20 protein-coding genes are annotated in these 22,864 nt (G+C 70.6%); 17 read left to right on the plus strand and 3 right to left on the minus strand.

Annotated features, from left to right (window positions below):
- The first annotated feature begins 170 nt into the window (after window positions 1-170).
- The 7 genes from CFK38_RS17225 (at window position 171) to aceE (ending at window position 7,442) form a co-directional block, all read left to right on the plus strand.
- A complete protein-coding gene (locus CFK38_RS17225; protein ID WP_157773510.1) occupies window positions 171-341 on the plus strand; it encodes a hypothetical protein in 171 nt (56 codons plus the stop codon).
- Between the two features lie 15 nt (window positions 342-356).
- Window positions 357-824, plus strand: a complete 468-nt coding sequence (locus tag CFK38_RS15290; protein ID WP_096803849.1) for a peroxiredoxin — start codon at window positions 357-359, stop codon at window positions 822-824.
- 231 nt (window positions 825-1,055) lie between these two features.
- Window positions 1,056-1,553, plus strand: coding sequence for a 2-oxo-4-hydroxy-4-carboxy-5-ureidoimidazoline decarboxylase (uraD, locus tag CFK38_RS15295; protein WP_096803850.1), 498 nt, complete (start codon window positions 1,056-1,058; stop codon window positions 1,551-1,553).
- Window positions 1,550-1,876: a hydroxyisourate hydrolase gene (uraH, locus tag CFK38_RS15300; protein ID WP_096803851.1), complete on the plus strand. Its 327-nt coding sequence runs from the start codon at window positions 1,550-1,552 to the stop codon at window positions 1,874-1,876. The genes uraD and uraH overlap by 4 nt, the downstream gene beginning before the upstream one ends.
- A gap of 64 nt (window positions 1,877-1,940) precedes the next feature.
- On the plus strand, window positions 1,941-2,867 hold the full coding sequence (gene pucL, locus CFK38_RS15305; protein ID WP_096803852.1) for a factor-independent urate hydroxylase: 927 nt from the start codon (window positions 1,941-1,943) through the stop codon (window positions 2,865-2,867).
- A gap of 75 nt (window positions 2,868-2,942) precedes the next feature.
- Entirely contained in the window at window positions 2,943-4,562 is a 1,620-nt protein-coding gene (locus CFK38_RS15310; RefSeq protein WP_096803853.1) for a nucleobase:cation symporter-2 family protein, read from the plus strand.
- Between the two features lie 93 nt (window positions 4,563-4,655).
- Window positions 4,656-7,442 carry a pyruvate dehydrogenase (acetyl-transferring), homodimeric type gene (gene aceE, locus CFK38_RS15315; protein ID WP_096803854.1) on the plus strand — a complete coding sequence of 929 codons (2,787 nt, stop codon included), beginning with the start codon at window positions 4,656-4,658 and terminating at the stop codon, window positions 7,440-7,442.
- An 87-nt stretch (window positions 7,443-7,529) separates the two neighbouring features.
- Here aceE and CFK38_RS15320 read toward each other — a convergent pair whose 3' ends face one another.
- Entirely contained in the window at window positions 7,530-8,303 is a 774-nt protein-coding gene (locus tag CFK38_RS15320) for an IclR family transcriptional regulator (RefSeq protein ID WP_096803855.1), read from the minus strand.
- A 233-nt stretch (window positions 8,304-8,536) separates the two neighbouring features.
- Between CFK38_RS15320 and CFK38_RS15325 the strand changes: the two genes are divergently transcribed.
- From CFK38_RS15325 to msrA, 10 genes are all read left to right on the plus strand, one after another.
- Entirely contained in the window at window positions 8,537-9,958 is a 1,422-nt protein-coding gene (locus CFK38_RS15325; protein WP_096803856.1) for an NAD-dependent malic enzyme, read from the plus strand.
- Window positions 9,959-10,028: 70 nt separating this feature from the next.
- Complete coding sequence (aceB, locus tag CFK38_RS15330) at window positions 10,029-11,660, plus strand: malate synthase A (protein ID WP_096803857.1); 1,632 nt, start codon at window positions 10,029-10,031, stop codon at window positions 11,658-11,660.
- Window positions 11,657-13,042 (plus strand): DUF6986 family protein, encoded by a 1,386-nt coding sequence (locus CFK38_RS15335; protein WP_245851121.1) that lies wholly within the window; start codon window positions 11,657-11,659, stop codon window positions 13,040-13,042. Before aceB ends, CFK38_RS15335 begins: the two co-directional genes overlap by 4 nt.
- A complete protein-coding gene (locus CFK38_RS15340) occupies window positions 13,039-13,881 on the plus strand; it encodes a bifunctional allantoicase/(S)-ureidoglycine aminohydrolase (RefSeq protein ID WP_096803858.1) in 843 nt (280 codons plus the stop codon). Before CFK38_RS15335 ends, CFK38_RS15340 begins: the two co-directional genes overlap by 4 nt.
- 207 nt (window positions 13,882-14,088) lie before the next feature.
- Window positions 14,089-14,919, plus strand: coding sequence for a hydroxypyruvate isomerase family protein (locus tag CFK38_RS15345; RefSeq protein WP_096803859.1), 831 nt, complete (start codon window positions 14,089-14,091; stop codon window positions 14,917-14,919).
- Between the two features lie 51 nt (window positions 14,920-14,970).
- Window positions 14,971-15,867 carry a 2-hydroxy-3-oxopropionate reductase gene (locus CFK38_RS15350; protein ID WP_096803860.1) on the plus strand — a complete coding sequence of 299 codons (897 nt, stop codon included), beginning with the start codon at window positions 14,971-14,973 and terminating at the stop codon, window positions 15,865-15,867.
- Between the two features lie 27 nt (window positions 15,868-15,894).
- Complete coding sequence (gene gcl, locus CFK38_RS15355; RefSeq protein ID WP_096803861.1) at window positions 15,895-17,706, plus strand: glyoxylate carboligase; 1,812 nt, start codon at window positions 15,895-15,897, stop codon at window positions 17,704-17,706.
- Between the two features lie 34 nt (window positions 17,707-17,740).
- Window positions 17,741-18,946: a glycerate kinase gene (locus tag CFK38_RS15360; RefSeq protein ID WP_096803862.1), complete on the plus strand. Its 1,206-nt coding sequence runs from the start codon at window positions 17,741-17,743 to the stop codon at window positions 18,944-18,946.
- Window positions 18,947-19,011: 65 nt separating this feature from the next.
- Complete coding sequence (gene allB, locus CFK38_RS15365) at window positions 19,012-20,520, plus strand: allantoinase AllB (RefSeq protein ID WP_096803863.1); 1,509 nt, start codon at window positions 19,012-19,014, stop codon at window positions 20,518-20,520.
- 84 nt (window positions 20,521-20,604) lie between these two features.
- On the plus strand, window positions 20,605-21,297 hold the full coding sequence (gene msrA / locus CFK38_RS15370; protein WP_096803864.1) for a peptide-methionine (S)-S-oxide reductase MsrA: 693 nt from the start codon (window positions 20,605-20,607) through the stop codon (window positions 21,295-21,297).
- A gap of 31 nt (window positions 21,298-21,328) precedes the next feature.
- Here the strand turns inward: msrA and CFK38_RS15375 are convergent, their stop codons facing one another.
- Window positions 21,329-21,871: an arsenic metallochaperone ArsD family protein gene (locus tag CFK38_RS15375; protein ID WP_096803865.1), complete on the minus strand. Its 543-nt coding sequence runs from the start codon at window positions 21,869-21,871 to the stop codon at window positions 21,329-21,331.
- Window positions 21,872-21,905: 34 nt separating this feature from the next.
- Complete coding sequence (locus CFK38_RS15380; protein WP_172895814.1) at window positions 21,906-22,619, minus strand: FadR/GntR family transcriptional regulator; 714 nt, start codon at window positions 22,617-22,619, stop codon at window positions 21,906-21,908.
- Window positions 22,620-22,864: the final 245 nt, after the last annotated feature.

Consider the following 22,864-nt stretch of genomic DNA (forward strand, 5'->3'; position numbering starts at 1 on the left):
CGAGGCGTCCGGCCCGGGGCGGGCCCCCGTCGCCGCGCGACATTTCCGCCGGGACCTCTTGACGACCGCAGTGATCTCGGCTACTTTTCATGTAGTGGAAATCTTCTTCCACCAGATGGATCCGAACCGCAGCTCGCGCTCCACTCGCGACCGACACCCGGAGGCACGCCATGACCACCTCGCCGACGCTCACGACCTCGGTCCACAGCGCGCTCATCACCTGCGATCCGGACTTCGTCCTGTCCGACCGGCCCCGCCGGTACCGGCTCCCGATGTGGCTCATGCTGGCGGTCGCGGTGACGACTGCCTGCGCCACCGCCGCCGCCTCCCGCCACGCCTGACAAAGGAGAGAACCCATGACCCACCGCCTCAGCCCCGGGGACAGCGCCCCCGACTTCACCCTCACCGACGCCCGCGGGGAGCAGGTCTCCCTGGCGGACCTCCGCGGCCAGCGCTCCGTCGTGTACTTCTACCCGAAGGCCTTCACCCCCGGCTGCACCACCGAGGCCTGCGACTTCCGGGACAACGAGACCCGCTTCGCCGAGCGCGGCTACCGCATCCTGGGAATCTCCGCCGACTCCCCGGAGACCCTCCAGGACTTCGCGCGCGAGCACGACCTCGCCTTCCCGCTCCTGTCGGACCCCGGCTCCCGGGCCGCGCAGGCCTGGGGAGCCTGGGGCGAGCGGACGATCAACGGGGAGACGAGCGTCGGCCCGGTCCGCACCACGATCATCCTGGAGGATGACGGGACGGTGCTCAGCGCCGACTACGGTGTGGCGGTCCCGGACCACGTCGTGAACCTCATCGGGGCCCTCGACTCCTGAGCCGGCCGGCCCGGGCATGCCGCGGCCGCCGCCTCGCGACGCACCGCGCCGGCACGCTTGACAGGCCGGAAGCGCTCCGCTTGAATATCCATAACGAAAACAACTTTCCACGTAGCGGAAACGGAAAGTTCGATCAGCACTCCAACGTCGGATCCTGATCTCCACCCGCCGCCCCTGACGACTCCGCACGGAGCCCCCGTCACCGGGCCCGTCACCACGAGGAAGTGGGAGATGAACATCGACGAGTTCAACGCACTCGAACCGGAGGCCGCGGCCGCCGTCCTCCGCCCCGCGCTCGACATCCCCCGATGGAGCGACGAGATCATCGCCGCCCGTCCCTTCGGGACCGTCGAGGAGCTGCTGGAGGCATCACGCACCGCCGCCGAACCGCTGACCGAGACGGAGATCGAGCAGGCGCTCGCCCACCATCCCCGCATCGGCGACCGCGCCGAGGGGACGAGCGCCGAGGCCGGGCTCTCCCGGTCCGAGCAGAGTGCCATCGATCCCGACGATGCCGAGCTGCAGCGAGAGCTGCGAGAGCGGAACATCGCCTACGAAGAGCGCTTCGGCCGGGTCTTCCTGATCCGTGCAGCCGGCAGGAGCCCCGCACAGATCCTCGACGCGCTCGAGGAGCGGATGCGCCACCAGCCGGAGCACGAGCTCCAGGTCGTCGCCGAGCAGCTCCGCCAGATCGCCACCCTCCGACTCGAAGGACTCCTCACCGCATGAGCCACCTGACCGCACACGTCCTGGACACGATGACCGGCACCCCCGCGACCGGCATCCTCCTGCACCTCGACACCGCCGCCGGCGAGCGCATCGCCTCGGCGACCACCGATGCCGACGGTCGCGCCCGTGAGCTCGGCCCCGCGGTGCTGGATCCGGGCGAGTACCGCATCACGTTCCGGACCGGGGAGTACTTCGCCGCCCGCGGGCAGGAGACGTTCTTCCCCCGCGTCACCGTCGACTTCACGGTCGCGCCGGACCAGGACCACTACCACGTCCCGCTCCTGCTGAGCCCCTTCGCCTTCTCCACCTACCGGGGCAGCTGACCCCCGCACCCGCAGGGGCCGCTCCCTCTTCCGCAGACACCATCACCATCGAAGGAGAAATCACATGACTGACACGATCCAGGATCGCACCACGGATGATCCCGAGACCGCCAAGATCGTCCTCGGCCCCACCCAGTACGGCAAGGCCGAGAACCACGTCGTCCGCATCGCCCGGGACACCGACCGCCACGAGATCCGGGACGTCACCGTCTCCTCGCAGCTGCGCGGCGACCTCGAGGCCATGCACACCGAGGGCGACAACGCCCACTGCATCCCGACCGACACCCAGAAGAACACGGTCTTCGCCTTCGCCCAGACCGAGGGGGTCAAGTCCCCCGAGCAGCTCCTGCTCGCCCTGTCGGATCACTTCACCTCCGAGTTCGAGTGGATCTCCGGTGGCCGCTGGGCCGCCGAGGAGCACGCCTGGGAGCGGATCAACGACCATGACCACTGCTTCGTCGAGTCCAAGCAGGAGAAGCGCACCGCGGTGCTGGTCACCGACGGCGAGAAGCGCACCGTCATCTCCGGCTTCTACGGCCTCACGGTCCTGAAGTCCACGCAGTCCGGGTTCACGGGGTACCCGAAGGATCGCTTCACCACCCTGAAGGAGACCGAGGACCGCGTGATGTCCACGGACATCGCGACCCGGTGGCGCTACAACAGCACCGATGTCGACTACGACGCCATCTACCGCAGCGTGAAGCAGATCATGCTCGAGAAGTTCACCGACCACTACTCGCGTGCGCTCCAGGAGACCCTCCACCACATGGGCAAGGCCGTGCTCTCGGCCCACCCGGAGATCGACGAGATCAAGTTCTCCTGCCCCAACAAGCACCACTTCGTCTACGACCTGAGCTTCGCCGGCATCGAGAACAACCTCGAGACGCACTACGCGGCAGATCGTCCCTTCGGCCTCATCGAGGCCACCATCCAGCGCAAGGGTGCGCCGACCGCCGAGGACGCCTGGATGGGGATCAGCGGCTTCTGCTGAACCCTCCCCTGCAGCCGGGGCCCGCCGCGCAGTGCGGGCCCCGGACTGTCTCCCCCCTTACAAAGGAGTAAGAGCATGAGCGTCACCACAGAGGCCACGAGGTCCTCAGTACGCCCCGAGGACGAGAACCTCGGGATCAAGAAGAGTTTCGGCTACGGCCTGCAGCACGTCCTGACCATGTACGGCGGGATCATCGCCCCACCGCTGATCATCGGCGGTGCTGCCGGGGTGTCGACGGATCAGCAGGCCGTCCTGATCGCCTGCTGCCTGTTCATCGGCGGGCTGGCGACGATCCTGCAGTCCTTCGGGATCCGCTTCTTCGGCTCGCAGCTGCCCCTGGTCCAGGGGACCTCCTTCGCGAGCGTCGCCACCATGACCGCCATCGTCAGCGGCCCCGGCGGCATCCAGGCCGTGTTCGGCGCGGTCATGGCCTCTGCCGCCATCGGCTTCCTCATCGCCCCGTTCTTCTCCCGGATCGTCCGGTTCTTCCCGCCGGTCGTGACCGGTGTCGTGATCGCCGCCATCGGCCTGTCGCTCTTCCCGGTCGCGGGCGGATGGATCATGGGCAACAACTCCGAGGCCCCGGAGTACGCCTCCCTGGGCAACATCGGCCTCGGGTTCGCCACGCTGCTGATCATCCTGCTGCTGTCCAAGCTGGGCAACGCCGCGATCTCCCGGCTCTCGATCCTGCTGGGCATCGTGCTGGGCACGGCACTGGGCGCCCTCACCGGTCAGGCGGACTTCAGCAAGATCCTGGACGGCCCGTACTTCGAGCTGCCCCGTCCGTTCGCGTTCGGGCCGCCCGTCTTCGAGATCGCCTCCATCGTCTCGATGACGATCGTCGTGCTCGTGATCCTCACCGAGACCACCGCGGACATCATCGCCGTGGGCGAGATCGTGGACACCGAGGTGGACAGCAAGCGCATCGCCAACGGACTGCGCGCGGACATGGCCGCCTCGTTCGTCTCCCCCGTGTTCAACAGCTTCACCCAGAGCGCCTTCGCCCAGAACGTCGGCCTGGTCGCGATCACCGGAGTCACCAGCCGCTTCGTGGTCACCGCCGGTGGCGGGATCCTCGTCATCCTCGGTCTGCTCCCCGTCCTCGGGCGGCTCGTCGCCGCCATCCCCTCGCCCGTCCTCGGCGGCGCCGGGATCGTGCTGTTCGGCACCGTGGCCGTCTCGGGCATCCGCACGCTGGGGAAGGTGAACTACCAGGGCACCTCGAACATGATCATCGTCGCCGCGTCCCTCGGCGCCGGCATGCTCCCGGTCGTCAAGCCGGACATCTACGATGCCTTCCCGTCCTGGTTCCAGACCATCTTCCACTCCGGCATCAGCTCCGCCGCCGTCGTCGCGGTCCTGCTGAACCTGCTGTTCAACGAGCTGAAGGCAGGCAATCCGCCCGCCGGTGAAGGATCGGTCTTCGCCCGCGCTCCCATCCGCGGCGTCTCCTACGAGTCGCTCGAGCACCTGAACCGCCAGCTCAAGGAGGGCGACTACGTCTCCGGCGGCAAGCTCGTGGACTGCAACGGCCAGGAGGTCCCGGTCATCACCGCGGAGGGCGAGATCGTCGATGTCCCCATCTGCGAGGTCGACCTGGAGACCGAGGAGCCGCTCGAGCCGCTCCCGGTCGAGAACGCTCCGGCCTCGTCCCCGTCCTCTCCCCCGAGCAGCACCCGCTCCTCGAACCACTGACTCCTCCCCGTGCGGGGCCCGCCGGCAGCAGCCGACGGGCCCCGCATCACGACTCCCCCGGCGGCGCCCCGCGGCGCCATGAAAGGACTCCGCATGAACTCCACGGCCCCCGCCGACCCCCTGTTCCACCCCGAGGCGGCTCCCGCGACGGCGACGGCCCCGGACCGGGCGGACGCCCCGGAGCAGGGACCGGACCGCGAGGAGGACCGCGAATGGGCGGCATCGCTGGACGGGCTCGTCCGCTCCCGCGGAGCGGCTCATGCGCAGCGCATCCTCACCTCCCTGGTGGAGCGGGCGCGCCTGCACGGGGTGAGCACCCCCTCCGTGGGCGCGAGCGACTACGTCAACACCATTCCCGCGGACCTCGAGCCCGACTATCCCGGCGATGAGGAGCTGGAGCGCAAGTACCGCGCGATCATCCGCTGGAACGCCGCGGTCATGGTGCACCGTGCCCAGCGCCCCGGCGTCGGCGTCGGCGGCCACATCTCCTCCTACGCCGGGATCTCCACCCTCTACGAGGTGGGCCTGAACCACATCTTCCGCGGCCCGGATCATCCCGGCGGCGGCGACCAGGTGTTCTGGCAGGGGCACTCCTCGCCCGGGAACTACGCGCGCGCCTTCCTCGAGGGACGGCTGACACAGGAGCAGCTGAACGGCTTCCGGCAGGAGAAGACCGCTGCCGAGAACGGGCTGCCCTCCTACCCCCATCCGCGGGGCCTGCCGGACTTCTGGCAGTTCCCGACCGTCTCCATGGGGATCGGCCCGATGAACGCGATCTATCAGGCGCAGTTCAACCGCTACCTCCATGACCGCGGGATCAAGGACACCTCGCAGCAGCGGGTGTGGGCGTTCCTCGGCGACGGGGAGATGGATGAGCCGGAGAGCCGCGGGCTGCTGCAGCACGCGGCGAACGAACGGCTCGACAACCTCACCTTCGTGGTCAACTGCAACCTCCAGCGGCTGGACGGCCCGGTCCGCGGGAACGGCAAGATCATCCAGGAGCTCGAGAGCTTCTTCCGCGGTGCCGGATGGAACGTGGTGAAGGTCGTCTGGGGCAGCGGCTGGGATCCGCTGCTGGAGCAGGACGAGTCCGGTGAGCTGATCCGGATCATGAACGAGACCCTCGACGGGGACTATCAGACCTACAAGGGAGAATCCGGCGGCTTCGTCCGGGACAACTTCTTCGGCCGCTCCCCGGTCACCAAGGACCTCGTCAGCTCCCTCACCGATGATGAGATCTGGGCCCTGCGGCGCGGTGCGCATGATCCCCGCAAGGTGTATGCGGCCTACCGCGCGGCGGTCGAGCACACCGGTGCCCCCACCGTGATCCTCGCGAAGTCCGTCAAGGGGCACGGCCTGGGCAGCCGGTTCGAGAGCCGCAACGCCACCCATCAGATGAAGACGATGACCATCGAGGACCTCAAGGGCTTCCGCGATCATCTGCGCATCCCGATCTCGGACCAGGAGCTGGACGCCGATCCGTACGCCCCTCCGTACTACCGGCCCGCTCCCGGATCACCCGAGCTCGAGTACCTGCTGGAGCGCAGGCGCGAGCTGGGCGGGCCCCTGCCCGAGCGGCGGCCGTCGAGAACGCCGATCGCCCTGCCGCCGGCGAAGGCCTATGCCTCCGCCGCCCGCGGCAGCGGCAAGAACAGCGCGGCGACCACCATGGCCTTCGTGCGGCTGCTCAAGGACCTCATGAAGGATCCCTCCTTCGGCCATCGGATCGTGCCGATCGTCCCGGACGAGTCCCGCACCTTCGGCATGGACGCTTTCTTCCCCACGGCGAAGATCTACCACCCCGACGGGCAGAAGTACCTCTCGGTGGACCGCGAGCTGTTCCTGTCCTACAAGGAGTCCTCGCAGGGGGTCATCCTGCATCCCGGCATCAACGAGGCGGGGGCGACCTCTGCCTTCACCGCCGCCGGCACCTCCTACGCCACCCAGGGCGAACCGATGGTCCCGGTCTACGTCTTCTACTCGATGTTCGGCTTCCAGCGCACCGGGGACTCCTTCTGGGCCGCCGCCGATCAGCTGGCGCGAGGATTCGTGATCGGTGCCACCGCCGGTCGCACCACCTTGGCCGGCGAGGGGCTGCAGCACATGGACGGGCACTCCCCCGTCCTGGCGTCGACCAATCCCGCGGTCATCCACTACGACCCCGCCTTCGGGTACGAGATCGGGCACATCGTCCGGCGCGGCATCGAGCAGATGTACGGCACCGCGGACGAGGACCACGACGTCATGTACTACCTCACCGTGTACAACGAGCCGATCCAGCAGCCGGTCGAGCCGGAGGACGTCGACGTCGACGGGATCCTCCGGGGCATCCACCAGGTCTCGCCCGCTCCCGCCGGTGCGGAGGACCGGCCGCAGGCCCAGCTGCTCGCCTCCGGCGTCGCCGTCCCCTGGACCATCGAGGCCCAGCAGATCCTCGCCGAGGAATGGGGCGTCGCGGCCACCGTCTGGTCGGTGACCTCGTGGAACCAGCTGCGCCGCGACGGCCTGGAGGCGGAGAAGCAGACGTTCCGCCACCCGGAGCAGCCCACCCGCATCCCCTACGTGACGCAGAAGCTGGCCGGGGCACAGGGGCCGGTGGTCGCCGTCTCCGACTTCTGCTCCGAGGTCCCCGATCAGATCCGCCATCTGGTCCCGAACGATTTCGCGACCCTGGGGACCGACGGGTTCGGGTTCTCCGATACGCGGGCCGGCGCCCGCCGGTTCTTCGGGACCGACACCCACAGCGTGGTGGTGCGCACCCTGCAGATGCTCGCGGCCCGGGGCGAGATGCCCGCCGAGGCACCGCGGCAGGCGATCGACCGCTACCGGCTCAACGACCCCGCGTCGGGCACCAGCGGGGCCACCGGCGGGGACGCCTGAACGCCGCCGCCCCCGCCCTCTCGCGGAACAGCCGCGGCGAGGACGGGGGCGGTGGGCCCGCCCGGTGAACGGGCGGAGCTGGACGGTTCAGGCGTTCACGTTCTGGTCCAGGCGCATCTCCCGCGAGAGCTGCGCGGCGGCGGCCCGCAGCAGCGGCACGGCACGCTCGCCGAACGCGGCGTCCACCCGGGAGGACGGTCCGGAGACCGAGATCGCGATCCGCGAATGCTCCCCGGGGACCGCCATCGAGTAGCAGCGCACCCCGAGCTCCTGCTCCTCCTCGTCGATCGCGTATCCCTGTGCGCGCACCACCTCCAGCCGCTCCAGCAGCTCATCGAATGTGGCCGCGGACTTCGGCGTCGGCTGCGGCATGCCGGTGGCCCGGACGATCTTCTCGACCTCCGAGTCCGGCATCCCGGCGAGGATCGCCTTGCCGACGCCGGTCGCATGCGGGTAGGCACGCCGACCGACCTCGGTGAACATGCGCATCGAGCGGCTGGACTGGACCTGGCCGACATAGACGATCATCTGGCCGTCGAGCGCCGCCATGTTGGCCGACTCCCCCAGCTCGTCCGCGAGGCGCTGCAGCACCGGCCGTCCGGTGGGGCCCAGCTGGCGGGTGGCGGATTCGCCGAGCCAGATCAGTCGCGGGCCCAGCACATAGGCGCGGTTGGGGAGCTGGCGGACGTATCCCGGGGTGACCAGCGTGCGCAGCAGGCGATGGATCGTGGGCAGCGGGAGATCGACGGACTGCGCCAGGGCGCTGAGCGAGATCTCCCCATCGGCGGCCGCGATCACCTCGAGCAGGTGGAAGGCCCGTTCCACGGACTGCACTCCGCCTGCACTCTGCTTGGTCGCCATCTGGCCCCTCATCTCGTCGTTCACGCCGACCGCGCCTGCGACCGGGTGGATTCCATCGTAGTGATCATGTCCTACCGGGAAGTACGGCCTTGCGCTCGGCCCCCGACAACCATAGTATCCATCATGCGGAATAAAACTTCCATAGCTGGCTCCAGTCAGCTCCTGGCAGCTGCGCCCGCCCGGGCACCGCTGCAGGGAACATCCAGATCGCACGTCACCCAGGAGGACATGACATGGCCGCCCCCAGTCCCGGACACTCGCTCATCCTACGAGTTCAGATCCCCGCCAGCATCGACGCGACCAGCACCATCGCCTCCAGTGTCGCTGTCGCCGGAGCCGCCGTCACCGCCCTCGACATCGTCGAGTCCGCCTCGGACCACCTCATCGTGGACGTCAGCTGCAATGTGGTCGACGACGACCACCGCGACCGCGTCGTCGCCGCCCTCGAGGAGCAGGACGGGGTCACGGTCCGCAAGGTCTCCGATCGCACCTTCCTCATCCATCTCGGCGGGAAGATCGAGGTCACCCCTCGGGTCTCCCTGCGCAACCGCGATGATCTCTCCCGCGCCTACACGCCCGGGGTCGCCCGCGTGTGCATGGCGATCCACGAGAACCCGGCCGATGCCCGCCGGCTGACCATCAAGCGCAACACGGTCGCGGTCGTCACCGACGGCACCGCCGTGCTGGGGCTGGGAGACATCGGACCGGCGGCCGCGCTGCCGGTGATGGAGGGCAAGGCCGCCCTGTTCAAGTCCTTCGCGGACGTCGACGCCTGGCCGGTCTGCCTCGACACCACCGACACCGAGGAGATCATCCGGATCGTCAAGGCGATCGCCCCGGTCTACGGCGGCATCAACCTCGAGGACATCGCCGCGCCGCGGTGCTTCGAGATCCTCGCCCGCCTGCAGGACGAGCTGGACATCCCCGTCTTCCACGACGACCAGCACGGCACCGCGATCGTCGCCCTGGCCGCGCTGTACAACGCGCTGCGCGTGGTCGACAAGAAGATCGAGGACACCCGCATCGTCGTCTCCGGCGTCGGCGCCGCGGGCCACGCGATCATCCAGCTGCTGCACCACGAGGGCGCCGGGCGCATCATCGCCTGCGATCGCCAGGGGGCGGTGCACCGGGGACGTGACCTCTCCGACGACCACCGCCGCTGGATCGCCGAGAACACCAACTCCGACGACTTCACCGGGACGCTGAAGGAGGCCATGGTCGGCGCGGATGTCTTCATCGGAGTCTCCGGCCCGAACATCCTCGACGAGGAGGACGTCGCCGCGATGGCCGAGGACTCGATCGTGTTCGCGATGGCGAACCCGACGCCCGAGGTCGACCCGCTGGCCGCCGCACGCCACGCCGCCGTGGTCGCGACCGGCCGCTCCGACTTCCCCAACCAGATCAACAACGTCCTGGCCTTCCCCGGCCTGTTCCGCGGACTGCTGGATGCGGACGCCGCCGAGATCCGCACCGAGATGCTGGTCGCCGCCGCCCGCGCGATCGCCGACTGCGTGCGCGCAGGGGAGCTCAACGCGAGCTACATCGTTCCCAGCGTCTTCGACTCCACCGTCGCCCCGGCCGTGGCCGACGCCGTGCACAGCAGCATCGCGTCCGCGCCGTCGGCCCCCGCTGCCGTCGAGACCGTGGCCGTCTGACCCTCCGGTCCGCCCGGCCGCACGACACCACCGCCCCCCGCCCTCCGCAGTTCCCATGAACGGAGAGACCATGACCGCCACCACCCGCACCACGTCCACCCTCGAGGCCACCATCCCGGAGGGTCTCGAGCACGCCGAGGAGATCCTGAGCACCGAGGCGCTCGACTTCGTCGCCCTGCTGCACGAGCGCTTCGACGCCCGCCGCCGCGAGCTGCTCGCGCTGCGCGCCGAGAAGCGCCAGCAGGCCTCCGCCTCCGGCCGGCTCGACTTCCTGCCCGAGACCCGCGCGATCCGGGAGGACGACTCCTGGACCGTGGCCGCCGCTCCCCCCGCCCTGCAGGATCGTCGCGTCGAGATGACCGGCCCGGCGGCTCCCGCGAAGATGGCGATCAACGCACTGAACTCCGGCGCGAAGATCTGGCTGGCGGACCTCGAGGATGCCTCGAGCCCCACCTGGGCCAATCAGATCGGCGGGATCCTCAATCTCCGCGACGCGGCTCGTGGTTCTCTCGCCTTCACCTCCCCGGAGGGCAAGGAGTACCGCCTGCGCGAGGACGCGCCGACCGCGGTCGTGGTCACCCGACCGCGTGGTCTGCACCTGCCCGAGCGCAACGTGCGCATCGGCGGCGAGAGCGCCTCCGCCTCGCTGGTCGACTTCGGCCTGCACTTCTTCCACACGGCCGCGCAGCTGCTCGAGAACGGCCACGGCCCGTACTACTACCTGCCCAAGCTGGAATCCCATCTCGAGGCCCGTCTGTGGGACGAGGTGTTCACGGTCGCCGAGCAGCATCTCGGCATCGAGCACGGGACCGTCCGCGCCACCGTCCTGATCGAGACCATCCCGGCGGCCTTCGAGATGGAGGAGATCCTCTACGAGCTGCGCGATCACGCCTCCGGGCTGAACGCCGGGCGCTGGGACTACCTGTTCAGCATCATCAAGACCTTCCGCGACGCCGGCGAGCGCTTCATCCTCGCCGACCGCTCGTCCGTGACCATGACGGCCCCCCTCATGCGGGCGTACACGGACCTCCTGGTCAAGACCTGCCACCGTCGCGGCGCCGTCGCGATGGGCGGCATGGCGGCGTTCATCCCCAACCGGCGCGAGCCGGAGGTCACCGCCGCGGCGTTCGACAAGGTCCGACAGGACAAGACCCGTGAGGCCGATGACGGCTTCGACGGCTCCTGGGTCGCCCATCCGGACCTCGTGAGCACCTGCCGCGAGGTGTTCGACGGAGTGCTCGGGGACCGCCCCAACCAGATCGATCGCACCCGGGAGGACGTGGAGGTCACCGCGGACCAGCTGCTGGACGTGGCCAGCGCCGGCTCGGTCCGCACGGAGGAGGAGCTCCACCAGAACCTCTACGTGGCCTTCCGCTACGTCGCGGTGTGGCTCTCCGGCAACGGCGCCGTGGCGATCAACAACCTCATGGAGGATGCGGCCACGGCCGAGATCTCCCGCTCGCAGATCTGGCAGCAGATCCACAACGGGATCGTCTACCAGGACACCGGCAACCAGGCCACCGTCGACCTCGTGCAGGCCGCCATCGGCACCCAGCGCGAGGTGCTCCACGAGGAGTTCGGGGACGAGGTCTTCACGCAGTACGTGGAGCCGGCGATCGAGCTGGTGACCAAGCTGGTGCTGGAGACGGAGTACCTCGACTTCCTCACCCTGCCCGCCTACGAGGTCCTGGGGGATCGATGAGCGCGACGGATATGCAGGACGCGACGCACGCAGGCACCGCCGAGGGCGTGCTCGGAGCAGGATTCCACCGCAGCGCGGACCAGGAGCTCGCCGCCACCGATGAGCTGCTGGAGCGCTGCTTCCCCGGGGATCCCGGGACCCGTCAGCCCGTGCACACGGTCTACGTGCCGGCGGACACCTTCACCCCGGATCTCCCCCGCACCTGGGGCGAGCGCGCTCTGGCCGCGGTCGCGGACGACGGTCTGCAGGAGCTGGCCACCACCGTGGCACCAGCGGGAACCTCCTCGGAGGCTCTGGCCGCGGTGCTCGCCGCGGTGGAGCACAAGCTCCGCACCGAGCCCATCGAGGATCTGCGGATCGACTTCGAGGACGGCTTCGGGGACCGGGGCGACCAGGCGGAGGACGCGCAGGCGGTCGCCGCGGCGCGGGCCGTCGCCGAGGCCGTCCGGGCCGGGACCGCTCCCCCCTTCATCGGCATCCGCTTCAAGTGCTTCGAGGCCGCGACCCGGGAGCGCGGACTGCGCACCCTGGACCTGTTCGTGAGCACCCTGGTGCGCAGCGGCGGGCTGCGGGAGGCCGGGGTCAGCCCCGACGGACTCCCCGTCGGCCTGGTGCTCACCCTGCCCAAGGTCAGCACCTTCGCGCAGGTGCAGGTGATGGTGCGCGCCTGCGAGCGCCTCGAGCAGGAGCTCGGCCTCGCGCCCGGCCGACTGCGTTTCGAGGTGCAGATGGAGACCGCGCCGCTGATCCTGGGGGTCGACGGCCGCTCGCCGCTGGGCGATGTCATCCATCGCACCGAGGGCCGGGTCGAGGCGCTCCACTACGGCACCTACGACTATTCCGACAGCCTGCAGATCGCCGCGGAGTACCAGTCCATGGAGCATCCTGCGGCCGATCATGCCAAGGCGATCATGCAGGTGGCCGTGGCGGGGACGGGGGTGCGCCTGTCCGACGGGTCCACCAACATCCTGCCCCTTGGCGATCCGGCGCACCGGCAGGCGGCCTGGGCGAACCATGCCCGTCTGGTGCGGCGCTCCCTCGAGCACGGCTACTACCAGGGATGGGACCTGCATCCCGCGCAGCTGCCGACGCGCTTCCTGGCGACGTACTTCTTCTTCACCGAGGGCTTCCCGGCGGCCGCCGTGCGGCTGCGCAACTACGTGGAGAAGATCGAGTCCGCGGTCATGGACGAGCCGGCGACGGCACGCGCCCTGGCCCGCTTCGTCCACCGCGGCCTCCTGTGCGGTGCGGTGTCCGAGGACCGGCTGCGCAGCGCGACGGGTCTGGATCCGCAGCAGCTGGTCGCCCTGGCCCATCCGCGCGCCGCCGCAGGCACCACGCCGTCGCCGTCGCCCACCGCCCCTGGAGGTTCACCCGCATGACCCCCTCGACATCCACCCGCACCCCCACCTACCAGATCCCGCCCGGCGGCCTGCCCCCGCAGACCGACCTGCTGACGGACCGGGCCATGTTCACCGAGTCCTACGCGGTCATCCCGCACGGGACCCTGCGCGACATCGTCACCAGTCGTCTCCCGTTCTGGGACCAGACCCGGCTCTGGGTGCTGGCACGGCCGCTGAGCGGCTTCGCCGAGACCTTCTCCCAGTACCTCATGGAGGTCGCCCCCGGCGGCGGCAGCGAGAGCCCGGAGACCGATCCCGAGGCGGAGAGCGTCCTGTTCCTCATGGACGGCGAGCTGACCGTCGTGATCGACGGGACCACGCACACGATGGGCCCCGGCGGCTACGCCTTCATCCCACCGGAGACGACGTGGACGGTGCGCAACACCGGCACCGCGCCCGCCACCTGGCACTGGATCCGCAAGCGGTACCAGCGCGTCGAGGGCATCGAGCTGCCGGCCGCCTTCGTGACGAACGAGCAGGACATCACCCCCACCCCGATGCCGGACACGGACGGCGCCTGGGCCACGACCCGCTTCGTGGACCCCGATGACCTCCGCCACGACATGCACGTCACGGTGGTCTCCTTCGAGCCCGGCGGCACCATCCCGTTCGCGGAGACCCATGTCATGGAGCACGGCCTCTACGTGCTCGAGGGCAAGGCCGTGTACCGCCTGAACCAGGACTGGGTCGAGGTGGAGGCCGGCGACTTCATGTGGCTGCGCGCCTTCTGCCCGCAGGCCTGCTACGCCGGAGGCCCCGGTCGCTTCCGCTACCTGCTCTACAAGGACATGCACCGGCACATGCCGTTCCTGGGCTGATCACCTCACCGCCCCTCCCACCTGCGATCCCCGGTCACGCGCTGCAGCGGCCGGGGATCGTCGGCACCACGGCAGGCGATCGCCGTCCCGAAGAGGTTGACGCCGCCACCTCCACCCCGTAGTGTTTCCATCACAAGGAATAATTCTTCCACAGTACGAGAACCGCCGGTTCCGTGATCCACCATCGACGACCCGAGGGGGCAATCCATGTCCAGCACCAGCACCACGCCGTCGCCCCGAGACTTCACCATCAACTGCACGACGCTGCTGTCCGAGCTGCCGGTGCTCGAGCGGGCCCAGGCCGCCCGCGACGCCGGCTTCGAGCGCGTCGAGTTCTGGTGGCCCTTCGACAGCGCCACCCCGACCCAGCAGGAGATCGACGACTTCGTCGCCTCGATCGAAGCCGCCGGCGTCCAGCTGGTGGGGCTGAACTTCTTCGCCGGCGACATGCCCGGCGGCGACCGCGGGATCGTCTCCTCCCCCGGCCGCGAAGAGGAGTTCGCCGCGAACGTCGAGGTCGTCGCCGCACTCGGCGAACGTCTCGGCTGCCGCGCGTTCAACGCCCTGTACGGCCTGCGCATCGAGGGTCAGGACCCGGCCGCCCAGGACGAGACCGCCGTGGCCAACCTCGCGCTCGCGGCCCGCGCCGTCGCCGCCTTCGGCGGCACCGTGCTGCTCGAGCCGGTCTCCGGAGCCGACGCCTACCCCCTGAAGACCGCGGCCGAAGCGCTCGCGATCATCGACCGGGTGCGCGCAGAAGGGGTGGAGAACATCGCTCTGCTCGCCGACTTCTACCACCTCGCCGTCAACGGCGAGGACGTCGCCGCCGTGATCGAGGCGCACGCCGCCGAGTTCGGGCACATCCAGATCGCCGACTCCCCCGGCCGCGGTGCCCCGGGCACCGGGGACCTGCCCCTGGACCAGTGGATCCAGCGCTCGCGCGCCCTGGGCTACGAGGGCGGCGTCGCCCTCGAGTACAAGCAGGACCGCGCCACGGCCTTCGACTGGTTCTCCCAGCCCGCCGCCGCGACCAGCTGACCCCCGCTCCTCCCCCTCTCCACGCGCAACACTCTGCGAAAGGACCCCGACATGACCAAGATCGCTGTCATCGGACTCGGAATCATGGGACTGCCCATGGCCAAGAACCTCGTCACCGCCGGCCACGACGTCACCGGATTCAACCGCTCCCGCGGGAAGATCGATGCCCTCGTCGAGGCGGGCGGCAAGGGCGCTGACTCCGTCGCCGACGCCGTGCGCGAGGCCGAGGTGATCATCACGATGCTCCCGGACTCCCCCGACGTCGAGGCCGTCGTCAGCGGCGAGGAGGGAGTCTTCGCGAACGCCTCCGCCGGCGCCCTGTGGATCGACGCCTCCACGATCCGCCCCGATGTCGCCGCGGCGCTCGCCGAGCAGGCCCGCGAGGCCGGGCTGCGCCCGCTGGATGCCCCGGTCTCCGGCGGCGAGGCCGGCGCGATCTCCGGTGCGCTGTCCATCATGATCGGTGGCGAGACGGCGGACGTCGAGGCCGTGGACGAGGTGCTCCAGGGCGTCGGGAAGACGATCGTGCACGTGGGCCCCTCCGGCTCCGGGCAGACCGTCAAGGCGGCCAACCAGCTCATCGTCGCCGCCAACATCCAGGCGGTCAGCGAAGCAGTCGTCTTCCTCGAGGCCTACGGCGTGGACACGACCGCCGCCCTCAAGGTCCTGGGAGGCGGCCTGGCCGGCTCCAAGGTGCTCGAGCAGAAGGGCCAGAAGCTCCTGGACCGGGACTTCGCCCCCGGTTTCCGTCTCGAGCTGCACCACAAGGACATGGGCATCGTGACCTCGGCCGCCCGTGAGGCGGGGGTCACCATCCCCCTCGGCTCCCTCGTGGCCCAGCAGGTCGGAGCCACCGTCGCCCGCGGCGACGGCGGCCTGGACCATTCCGGTCTGTTCACCCTGGTCGAGGCGCTCTCGACCCGCCCGGGCGACGACGCCCGCGCCTGACCCCCTGTTGCTTCGAAGGAGAACATCATGACTCGCATGCGCACTGTGGACGCCATCGCCCTGATCCTGGAGAAGGAGGGCGCCACCGAGACCTTCGGTCTCCCCGGCGCCGCCATCAACCCCTTCTACTCGGCCATGCGCGAGCACGGCGGGATCCGCCACACCCTGCACCGCCACGTCGAGGGTGCCTCGCACGCCGCGGACGGCTACTCCCGCGCCACGGGCGGCATCGGGATCTGCGTCGGCACCTCCGGCCCGGCCGGCACCGACATGATCACCGGCCTGTACGCCGCCGCCGCGGACTCCGTCCCGATCCTGTGCATCACCGGCCAGGCACCGACCTCCGTGCTGCACAAGGAGGACTTCCAGGCCGTCGACATCGAGTCGATCGCCAAGCCCGTCACGAAGTACGCCTCGACCATCCTCGAGCCCGGTCTGGTCCCCGGCACCTTCGCCAAGGCGTTCCAGATCATGCGCTCGGCCCGCCCCGGCCCGGTGCTGCTGGACCTCCCCATCAACGTGCAGATGGCGGAGATCGAGTTCGACATCGACGCCTACGAGCCGCTGCCGGCGGACAAGCCGGCCGCCAGCAGGGTCCAGATCGAGAAGGTCCTCGACCTGCTCGCCGGCGCGGAGAAGCCGCTCATCATCGCCGGTGGCGGCGTCATCAACGCCAACGCCTCCGCGCAGCTGGTCGAGCTCGCCGAGCTGCTGAACATCCCGGTCTCCCCCACCCTGATGGCCTGGGGCAGCATCCCGGACGACCATCGCCTGCAGGCGGGCATGGTGGGCATCCAGACCCACACCCGCTACGGCAACAAGTCCTTCCTGGAGTCGGACGTCGTGCTCGGGATCGGCAACCGCTGGGCCAACCGCCACACCGGGGACCTCGCCACCTACCGCGGCGATCGCACCTTCGTGCACATCGACATCGAGGCCACCCAGATCGGCCGGGTCTTCAGCCCCGATCTCGGCATCGTCTCCGACGCCGGTGCCGCCCTGGACCAGCTGCTGACCGTCGCCCGGGAGCGCAAGGCCTCACTGCCGGACTGGTCGCAGTGGGCCGACGCCTGCACCGCCCGCAAGGGCACCCTGCACCGCAAGACCAACTTCGACAACATCCCGATCAAGCCGCAGCGGGTGTACCAGGAGATGAACGCGGCCTTCGGCCGGGACACCACCTACGTCTCCACGATCGGGCTCTCCCAGATCGCCGGCGCCCAGATGCTGCACGTGTACGGGCCCCGGAAGTGGATCAACGCGGGCCAGGCCGGGCCGCTGGGCTGGACCGGACCGGCGGCGCTCGGCGTCGTGCGCGCCAACCCGGACGAGAAGGTCGTCGCGCTCTCGGGCGACTACGACTTCCAGTTCATGATCGAGGAGCTCGCCGTCGGTGCGCAGTTCCACCTCCCGTACATCCACGTGGTCGTCAACAACTCCTACCTGGGCCTGATCCGTCAGTCCCAGCGCGGCTTCGACATGGACTACCACGTCTCCCTGGCCTTCGACAACATCAACTCCCCCGAGACCAAGGGATACGGCGTCGACCACGTCAAGGTCGCCGAGGGGCTCGGCTGCAAGGCGGTGCGGATCGAGGATCCGGCGGACCTGGCCGCGGGCTTCTCCGAGGCGAACCGCCTGGCCGATGAGCACCGCGTCCCCGTGGTGGTCGAGGTCATCCTCGAGCGCGTCACCAACATCTCCATGGGTGCCGGCCTCGACTCCGTGAACGAGTTCGAGGATCTGGCGCTGACCGCGGCCGATGCCCCGACCGCGCTCACCCCCCTGTCCGAGCTCACCGAGGACGCCGAGCCCGCCCCGGCCCTCGCGAGCAAGTAGTCCCACCGTGCCGACCCGCGGACAGGAGGCAGCAGTGCGCATCATCCTCGCACCGGACAAGTTCAAGGGCTCGGCCGACGCGCAGGAGGTGGCCGCCGCCCTGGAGAAGGGGCTGCGCTCCGCCTCGGCGGAGCCGGACGCCCTCGACATCGTCAGGATCCCCGTGGCCGACGGTGGCGAGGGCACGGTCCAGGCGGCCCTCGGCGCCGGGTACTCCTCCCGGTCGCTGTCGGTCACCGGACCGGTGGGACTGCCGGTCGAGGCGGCCTATGCCGCTCTCGACGGCACCGCGGTGATCGAGATGTCCCAGGCCTCGGGCCTGGACGCGCTGCCCCGCGGCGAGGACGGGGACCCGCTGCTGGATGCCCTCGGGGCCGGCAGCCGCGGCACCGGCGAGCTGATCGCGCATGCGCTGGAGCACGGCGCACGGCGGATCATCCTCGGCGTCGGCGGCAGCGCCTGCACCGACGGCGGGACCGGGATGCTCACCGCTCTCGGTGCCCGGTTCCTCGACGCCGCCGGCCAGGAGCTGGCGGGCGGGGGCGGAGCCCTGCGGGACCTCGCCCGGGTCGATCTCTCCGGCATGTCTGCGGCGGTGGCGGGTGCGGACTTCGTGCTCGCCGCCGACGTGGACAACCCCCTGCTCGGCCCCGAGGGCGCCGCGGCCGTCTTCGGCCCCCAGAAGGGCGCGGACCCCACCCAGGTCGCCGCGCTCGAGGAGGGCCTGACCCGCTGGCGGGACCGCGCCGAGGAGGCGCTCGGCTCCGTGGCCGGCGAAGTGGCACTCGCCCCCGGCGCCGGGGCGGCCGGAGGGCTGGGATTCGCGGCGCTCGCCGTCCTCGGCGCCCGCCGCCGACCGGGTATCGACGTGGTGCTGGAGCTGGTCGGCCTCGCCGAGCGGATCCTCGGCGCCTCGCTCGTGATCACGGGCGAGGGCAGCCTCGACGCGCAGTCCCTGGGCGGCAAGGCGCCGATGGGCGTGCTGCGCACGGCGCAGCGGGCCTCGATCCCCACCGTCGTGGTCTGCGGCCGCAGCCTGCTGCCCGCGCAGCAGCTGCGGGAGGCGGGCTTCGCCGCCGTGCATACGCTGCTCGAGCGCGCGGAGGACGCCCGCACCAGCATGGCCGACGCCCCTCGGCTGCTGCAGGAGGTGGGTGCCGAGATCGGGCGGCAGCTGCTCGCCTCCCGCAGTCCGGGCCACGCCCGGCAGACTGACCCCCACCAGGTCGCCGGCGGCTGAGGTCGGCGCATGCCCAGCACCGACCGTGACCAGCGGTCGGCACGCACCAGCAGAAGGACAGGACGATGACGACACAGGACTCCCGAGGCCAGGGCACCGACGCCCCCGTGACCGGGGTCGCCCTGAACGACCCCGATCGTGTGCGGCGCCTCATCGCCGACTACCACCGCGAGCACGGCGAGGCCCCCGCCGCCGCGGAGCCCCGGGGCAGCGCCGAGGCGTCCCCGCACGCTGAGGGGACGCCGTTCGACCTGGTGGTGAAGGGACGACGGGTGGCGGGCGAGGGCGGCTTCGCCGCGCGCGAGATCGGCATCCGCGACGGCAGGATCGCCGCGATCGAGCCGCTCGGCGCCGCTCTGCAGGCCCGCGAGGTCGTCGAGCTGGCCGACGACGAGACGCTGCTGCCGGGTCTCGTGGACACCCATGTGCACATCAACGAGCCCGGGCGCACCGAGTGGGAGGGCTTCGCCACCGCCACGCGCGCCGCGGCCGCCGGCGGGGTGACCACCGTGCTGGACATGCCGCTGAACTCCATCCCCTCGACGGTCAACCCCCCGGCGCTCGAGTACAAGCAGCTCTTCGCGCAGCAGGGCGCCTTCGTGGACATCGGGTTCTGGGGCGGGGCGATCCCCGGCAACCTCCCGCAGCTGCGGCCGCTGCATGACGCCGGCGTCTTCGGGTTCAAGTGCTTCCTGCTGCACTCCGGGGTCGACGAGTTCCCGCCGCTGACCGCCGAGGAGCTCGGCGAGGCCCTGACGGAGACCTCCTCCTTCGGTTCGCTGATGATCGTGCACGCCGAGGACGCCGAGACGATCGACAGCGCCCCGCAGGCCGCGGGGAACACGTACGGAAGCTTCCTGCAGTCCCGTCCCCGCGATGCCGAGAACCTGGCGATCTCCTCGGTCATCGAGCGCACCCGCGCCACCGGTGGCCGCACCCACATCCTGCACCTGTCCAGCTCGGACGCCCTGGACATGATCGCCGGCGCGAAGCGCGAGGGGCTCGACCTCACCGTCGAGACCTGCCCCCACTACCTCACCCTGAGCGCTGAGGAGATCCCGGACGGGGCGACGGCCTTCAAGTGCTGCCCGCCCGTGCGCGAGGAGGACAACCGCGAGCAGCTCTGGCAGGGCCTGCTCGAGGGGACGATCGACTTCATCGTCTCGGACCACTCCCCCTCCACGCTCGAGCTCAAGAACCCCAGCGACGGTGATTTCGCCGTCGCCTGGGGCGGGGTCTCCTCCCTGCAGCTCGGTCTGTCGCTGATCTGGACCGAGGCGCGCCGCCGCGGGATCGAGCTGGAGCGCGTGGTCCGCTGGATGTCCAGCGCCCCCGCAGAGCGGGTGGGGCTGACCTCGAAGGGACAGCTCGCGATCGGGTTCGATGCCGACCTCGCCGTGTTCGCCGCCGAGGAGACCTTCGTGGTGGACGCCGGGCAGCTGCACCATCGCCACCCGATCACCCCGTACCAGGGCAAGACGCTCCAGGGCCGGGTCCGCGCGACCTACCTGCGCGGGCAGCGGGTGGAGTTCGATGCTCCGACCGGACAGCTGCTGCGCCACGAGCAGGCGTGAGCCGGGCCGTGCGGCGAGCGCCGTGACGAGCCTCGCCGCCCCGCCCCTGCCGCCGAGGTCCCCCACAGGACTACCGTGGGTCCCATGTGGCAGCTGATGGATCTCCTGTACGGGCACAAGAAGGAGAGGGTCGCGCCCGCGGACGCGCTCCCCGGCCGGGACCGCTGCCCGTACCCGCTCGCGCGCGAGCACCTCGTGCTGGGCACCGACATGCTCGGCCCCGACGCCCCCGTCGACCCGCGGCCCTGGCCCGCCGGCAGCGAGGAGATCATCCTGGCCGGAGGATGCTTCTGGGGCATCGAACGGATCGCCTGGCAGGTCCCGGGCGTGCACACCACCTCCTCGGGCTATGCCGGCGGATTCACGCCGCACCCCACCTACGAGGAGGTGTTCTCCGCCCGCACCGGCCACACCGAGGCCGTGCGCGTCATCTACTCCGGCGGCGAGAGGACCCTGCGCCGCCTGCTCACCCAGTTCTGGGAGCAGCACGATCCCACCACCGCGAACCGGCAGGGCAACGACGTGGGCACCGAGTACCGCAGCGCCGTGTACTGGACCACCCCCGCCCAGGGTGAGGTGGTGCGCGACTCCGCGCAGCGCTACCAGCAGGCACTGGACGAGGCCGGCCGCGGCACCATCAGCACCGAGCTGCTCCCGCTGGCCGAGGCCGGAGACGGCGTGTACTACACGGCCGAGGCCGAGCAGCAGCAGTTCCTGGCGCGGAACCCCGCCGGCTACTGCAACCACGGGTTCAACGGGGTGGCCTGCTCGCTCTGAGGCGCTCGCCGTCGCCCGCGCCGGGCGGGCCTCAGCGCCTCGCGGTCCCGGCCCCGGGCAGTCCGTCGCCGTGGTCACCGCCCATGAGGTTGCGTCGGCCGCCCATGTCCGGGCCGCCGGCCGGTCGCGCCGGTGCCGGAGCCCCGCCCATCAGCTGCGCCGCGAAGCCGCCCGCCTCGCGCGGCAGCGGCGCCCCGCCGGTCGGCATGCCGCTCGGCCCGCAGGCCGCCGCCGCGGCCGACGTCCGGGTGCGGGGCGCGCCGCCCTCCCTGGCGAACCGGATCATCTGCTCCGTGCTCGGATAGACCGCGGTGACGACGATGTCCAGGCCCAGCAGCGTGATCGGCAGCGCGCCCTCCCCCGCGGAGTCGAGCAGCGCCCGCACCGGCTCGCACTCCTGGAAGGCCCAGGCGTCCTCGTCCTGCAGGTAGACGGTGATCGGCTGACCGTCCAGGGCGAGCGCGGCGGCCTCGTCGAGGAACGCCTCCTGCTGCTCGTGATCGGGCGGCGGGGAGGGCAGGAAGATGTCCAGTCCTGCGAGCGTCGCGGTCTCGTCGGCGTCGGCGTCGGTCATGCACACCACGGTAGCGCCCCGGGGCGCTCGGCCTTCACCCGGCAGGCAGCTCCGCCGACGCCGCAGCATCCAGCACCCGGCCCAGCGGGCGGTAGTGCTCGAGGACGGCCCGGCGGTAGGCGATCACGTCCCCGGCCTCCAGCGCACTCAGCATGGCCTGGTGCGCATCGACGGTGTCCAGGATGTCCTCGGCCGGGGGCAGCTCGAGGAGCGGCAGCGCGGCGGTGTGGATCTCCCAGAAGGCCTGCGCGAGCTGGCGCAGCAGCCGATTGTCCAGTCGTGAGAACAGTGCGGTGTGGAAGGCGGCATCGGCCTCGGGGAAGGGCCGGCCGGTGGAGGCCAGCTCCCGCATCTGCTCGACCAGACGCTCGAGATCGGGGTTGGCGGAATCACGATAGATCTCCGCCAGCTGCTCGGCGACGGACAGGTCGATCGCGATCCTCAGCTCCACCACCTCGCGCAGGGCTCGCAGATCATTGCCGTCGTCCAGGCGGGCGCGGAACAGCAGCCCCTCCACCAGCGGGGAGAGCGAGAGCTGCCCCACGAAGGTGCCGTGGCCGTGCCGCACCTCGACGATGTCCAGCGAGGCGAGCGTGCGCATCGCCTCGCGGACCGACGAGCGGGAGATCCGGAGCCGCTCGCACAGCGCGCTCTCGGTGGGCATCGGCTCGCCCGGCCGCAGCCCTTCCACCAGGATCAGCTCCTGGATGCGGTCGACTGCTCCGCTCCCGGTCCCCTTGCTGCGCATCACGCCCCTCCTCCCGGACCCGAGCCGCGACCTGCGACCAGTCCTGTTCTGCCGTGCCCTGTCCTGCCGTGCCCTGCCCTGCCCTGCCGTGCCCGCGTCCCGACTGCGAGCCGCGGGGACGGTCCTGCGCCTCCGGCGCGGCCGTCTGCGGCCAGGTCACCGATCGGTCACGACCTCCGCTCGTCGGTGGCGACGGCCGCACGATCCATGATGTACTCTGCCTAGTCATCAGACATCATACGTCT

The sequence above is a fragment of the Brachybacterium vulturis genome (assembly GCF_002407185.1).
GTDB lineage: Bacteria > Actinomycetota > Actinomycetes > Actinomycetales > Dermabacteraceae > Brachybacterium > Brachybacterium vulturis.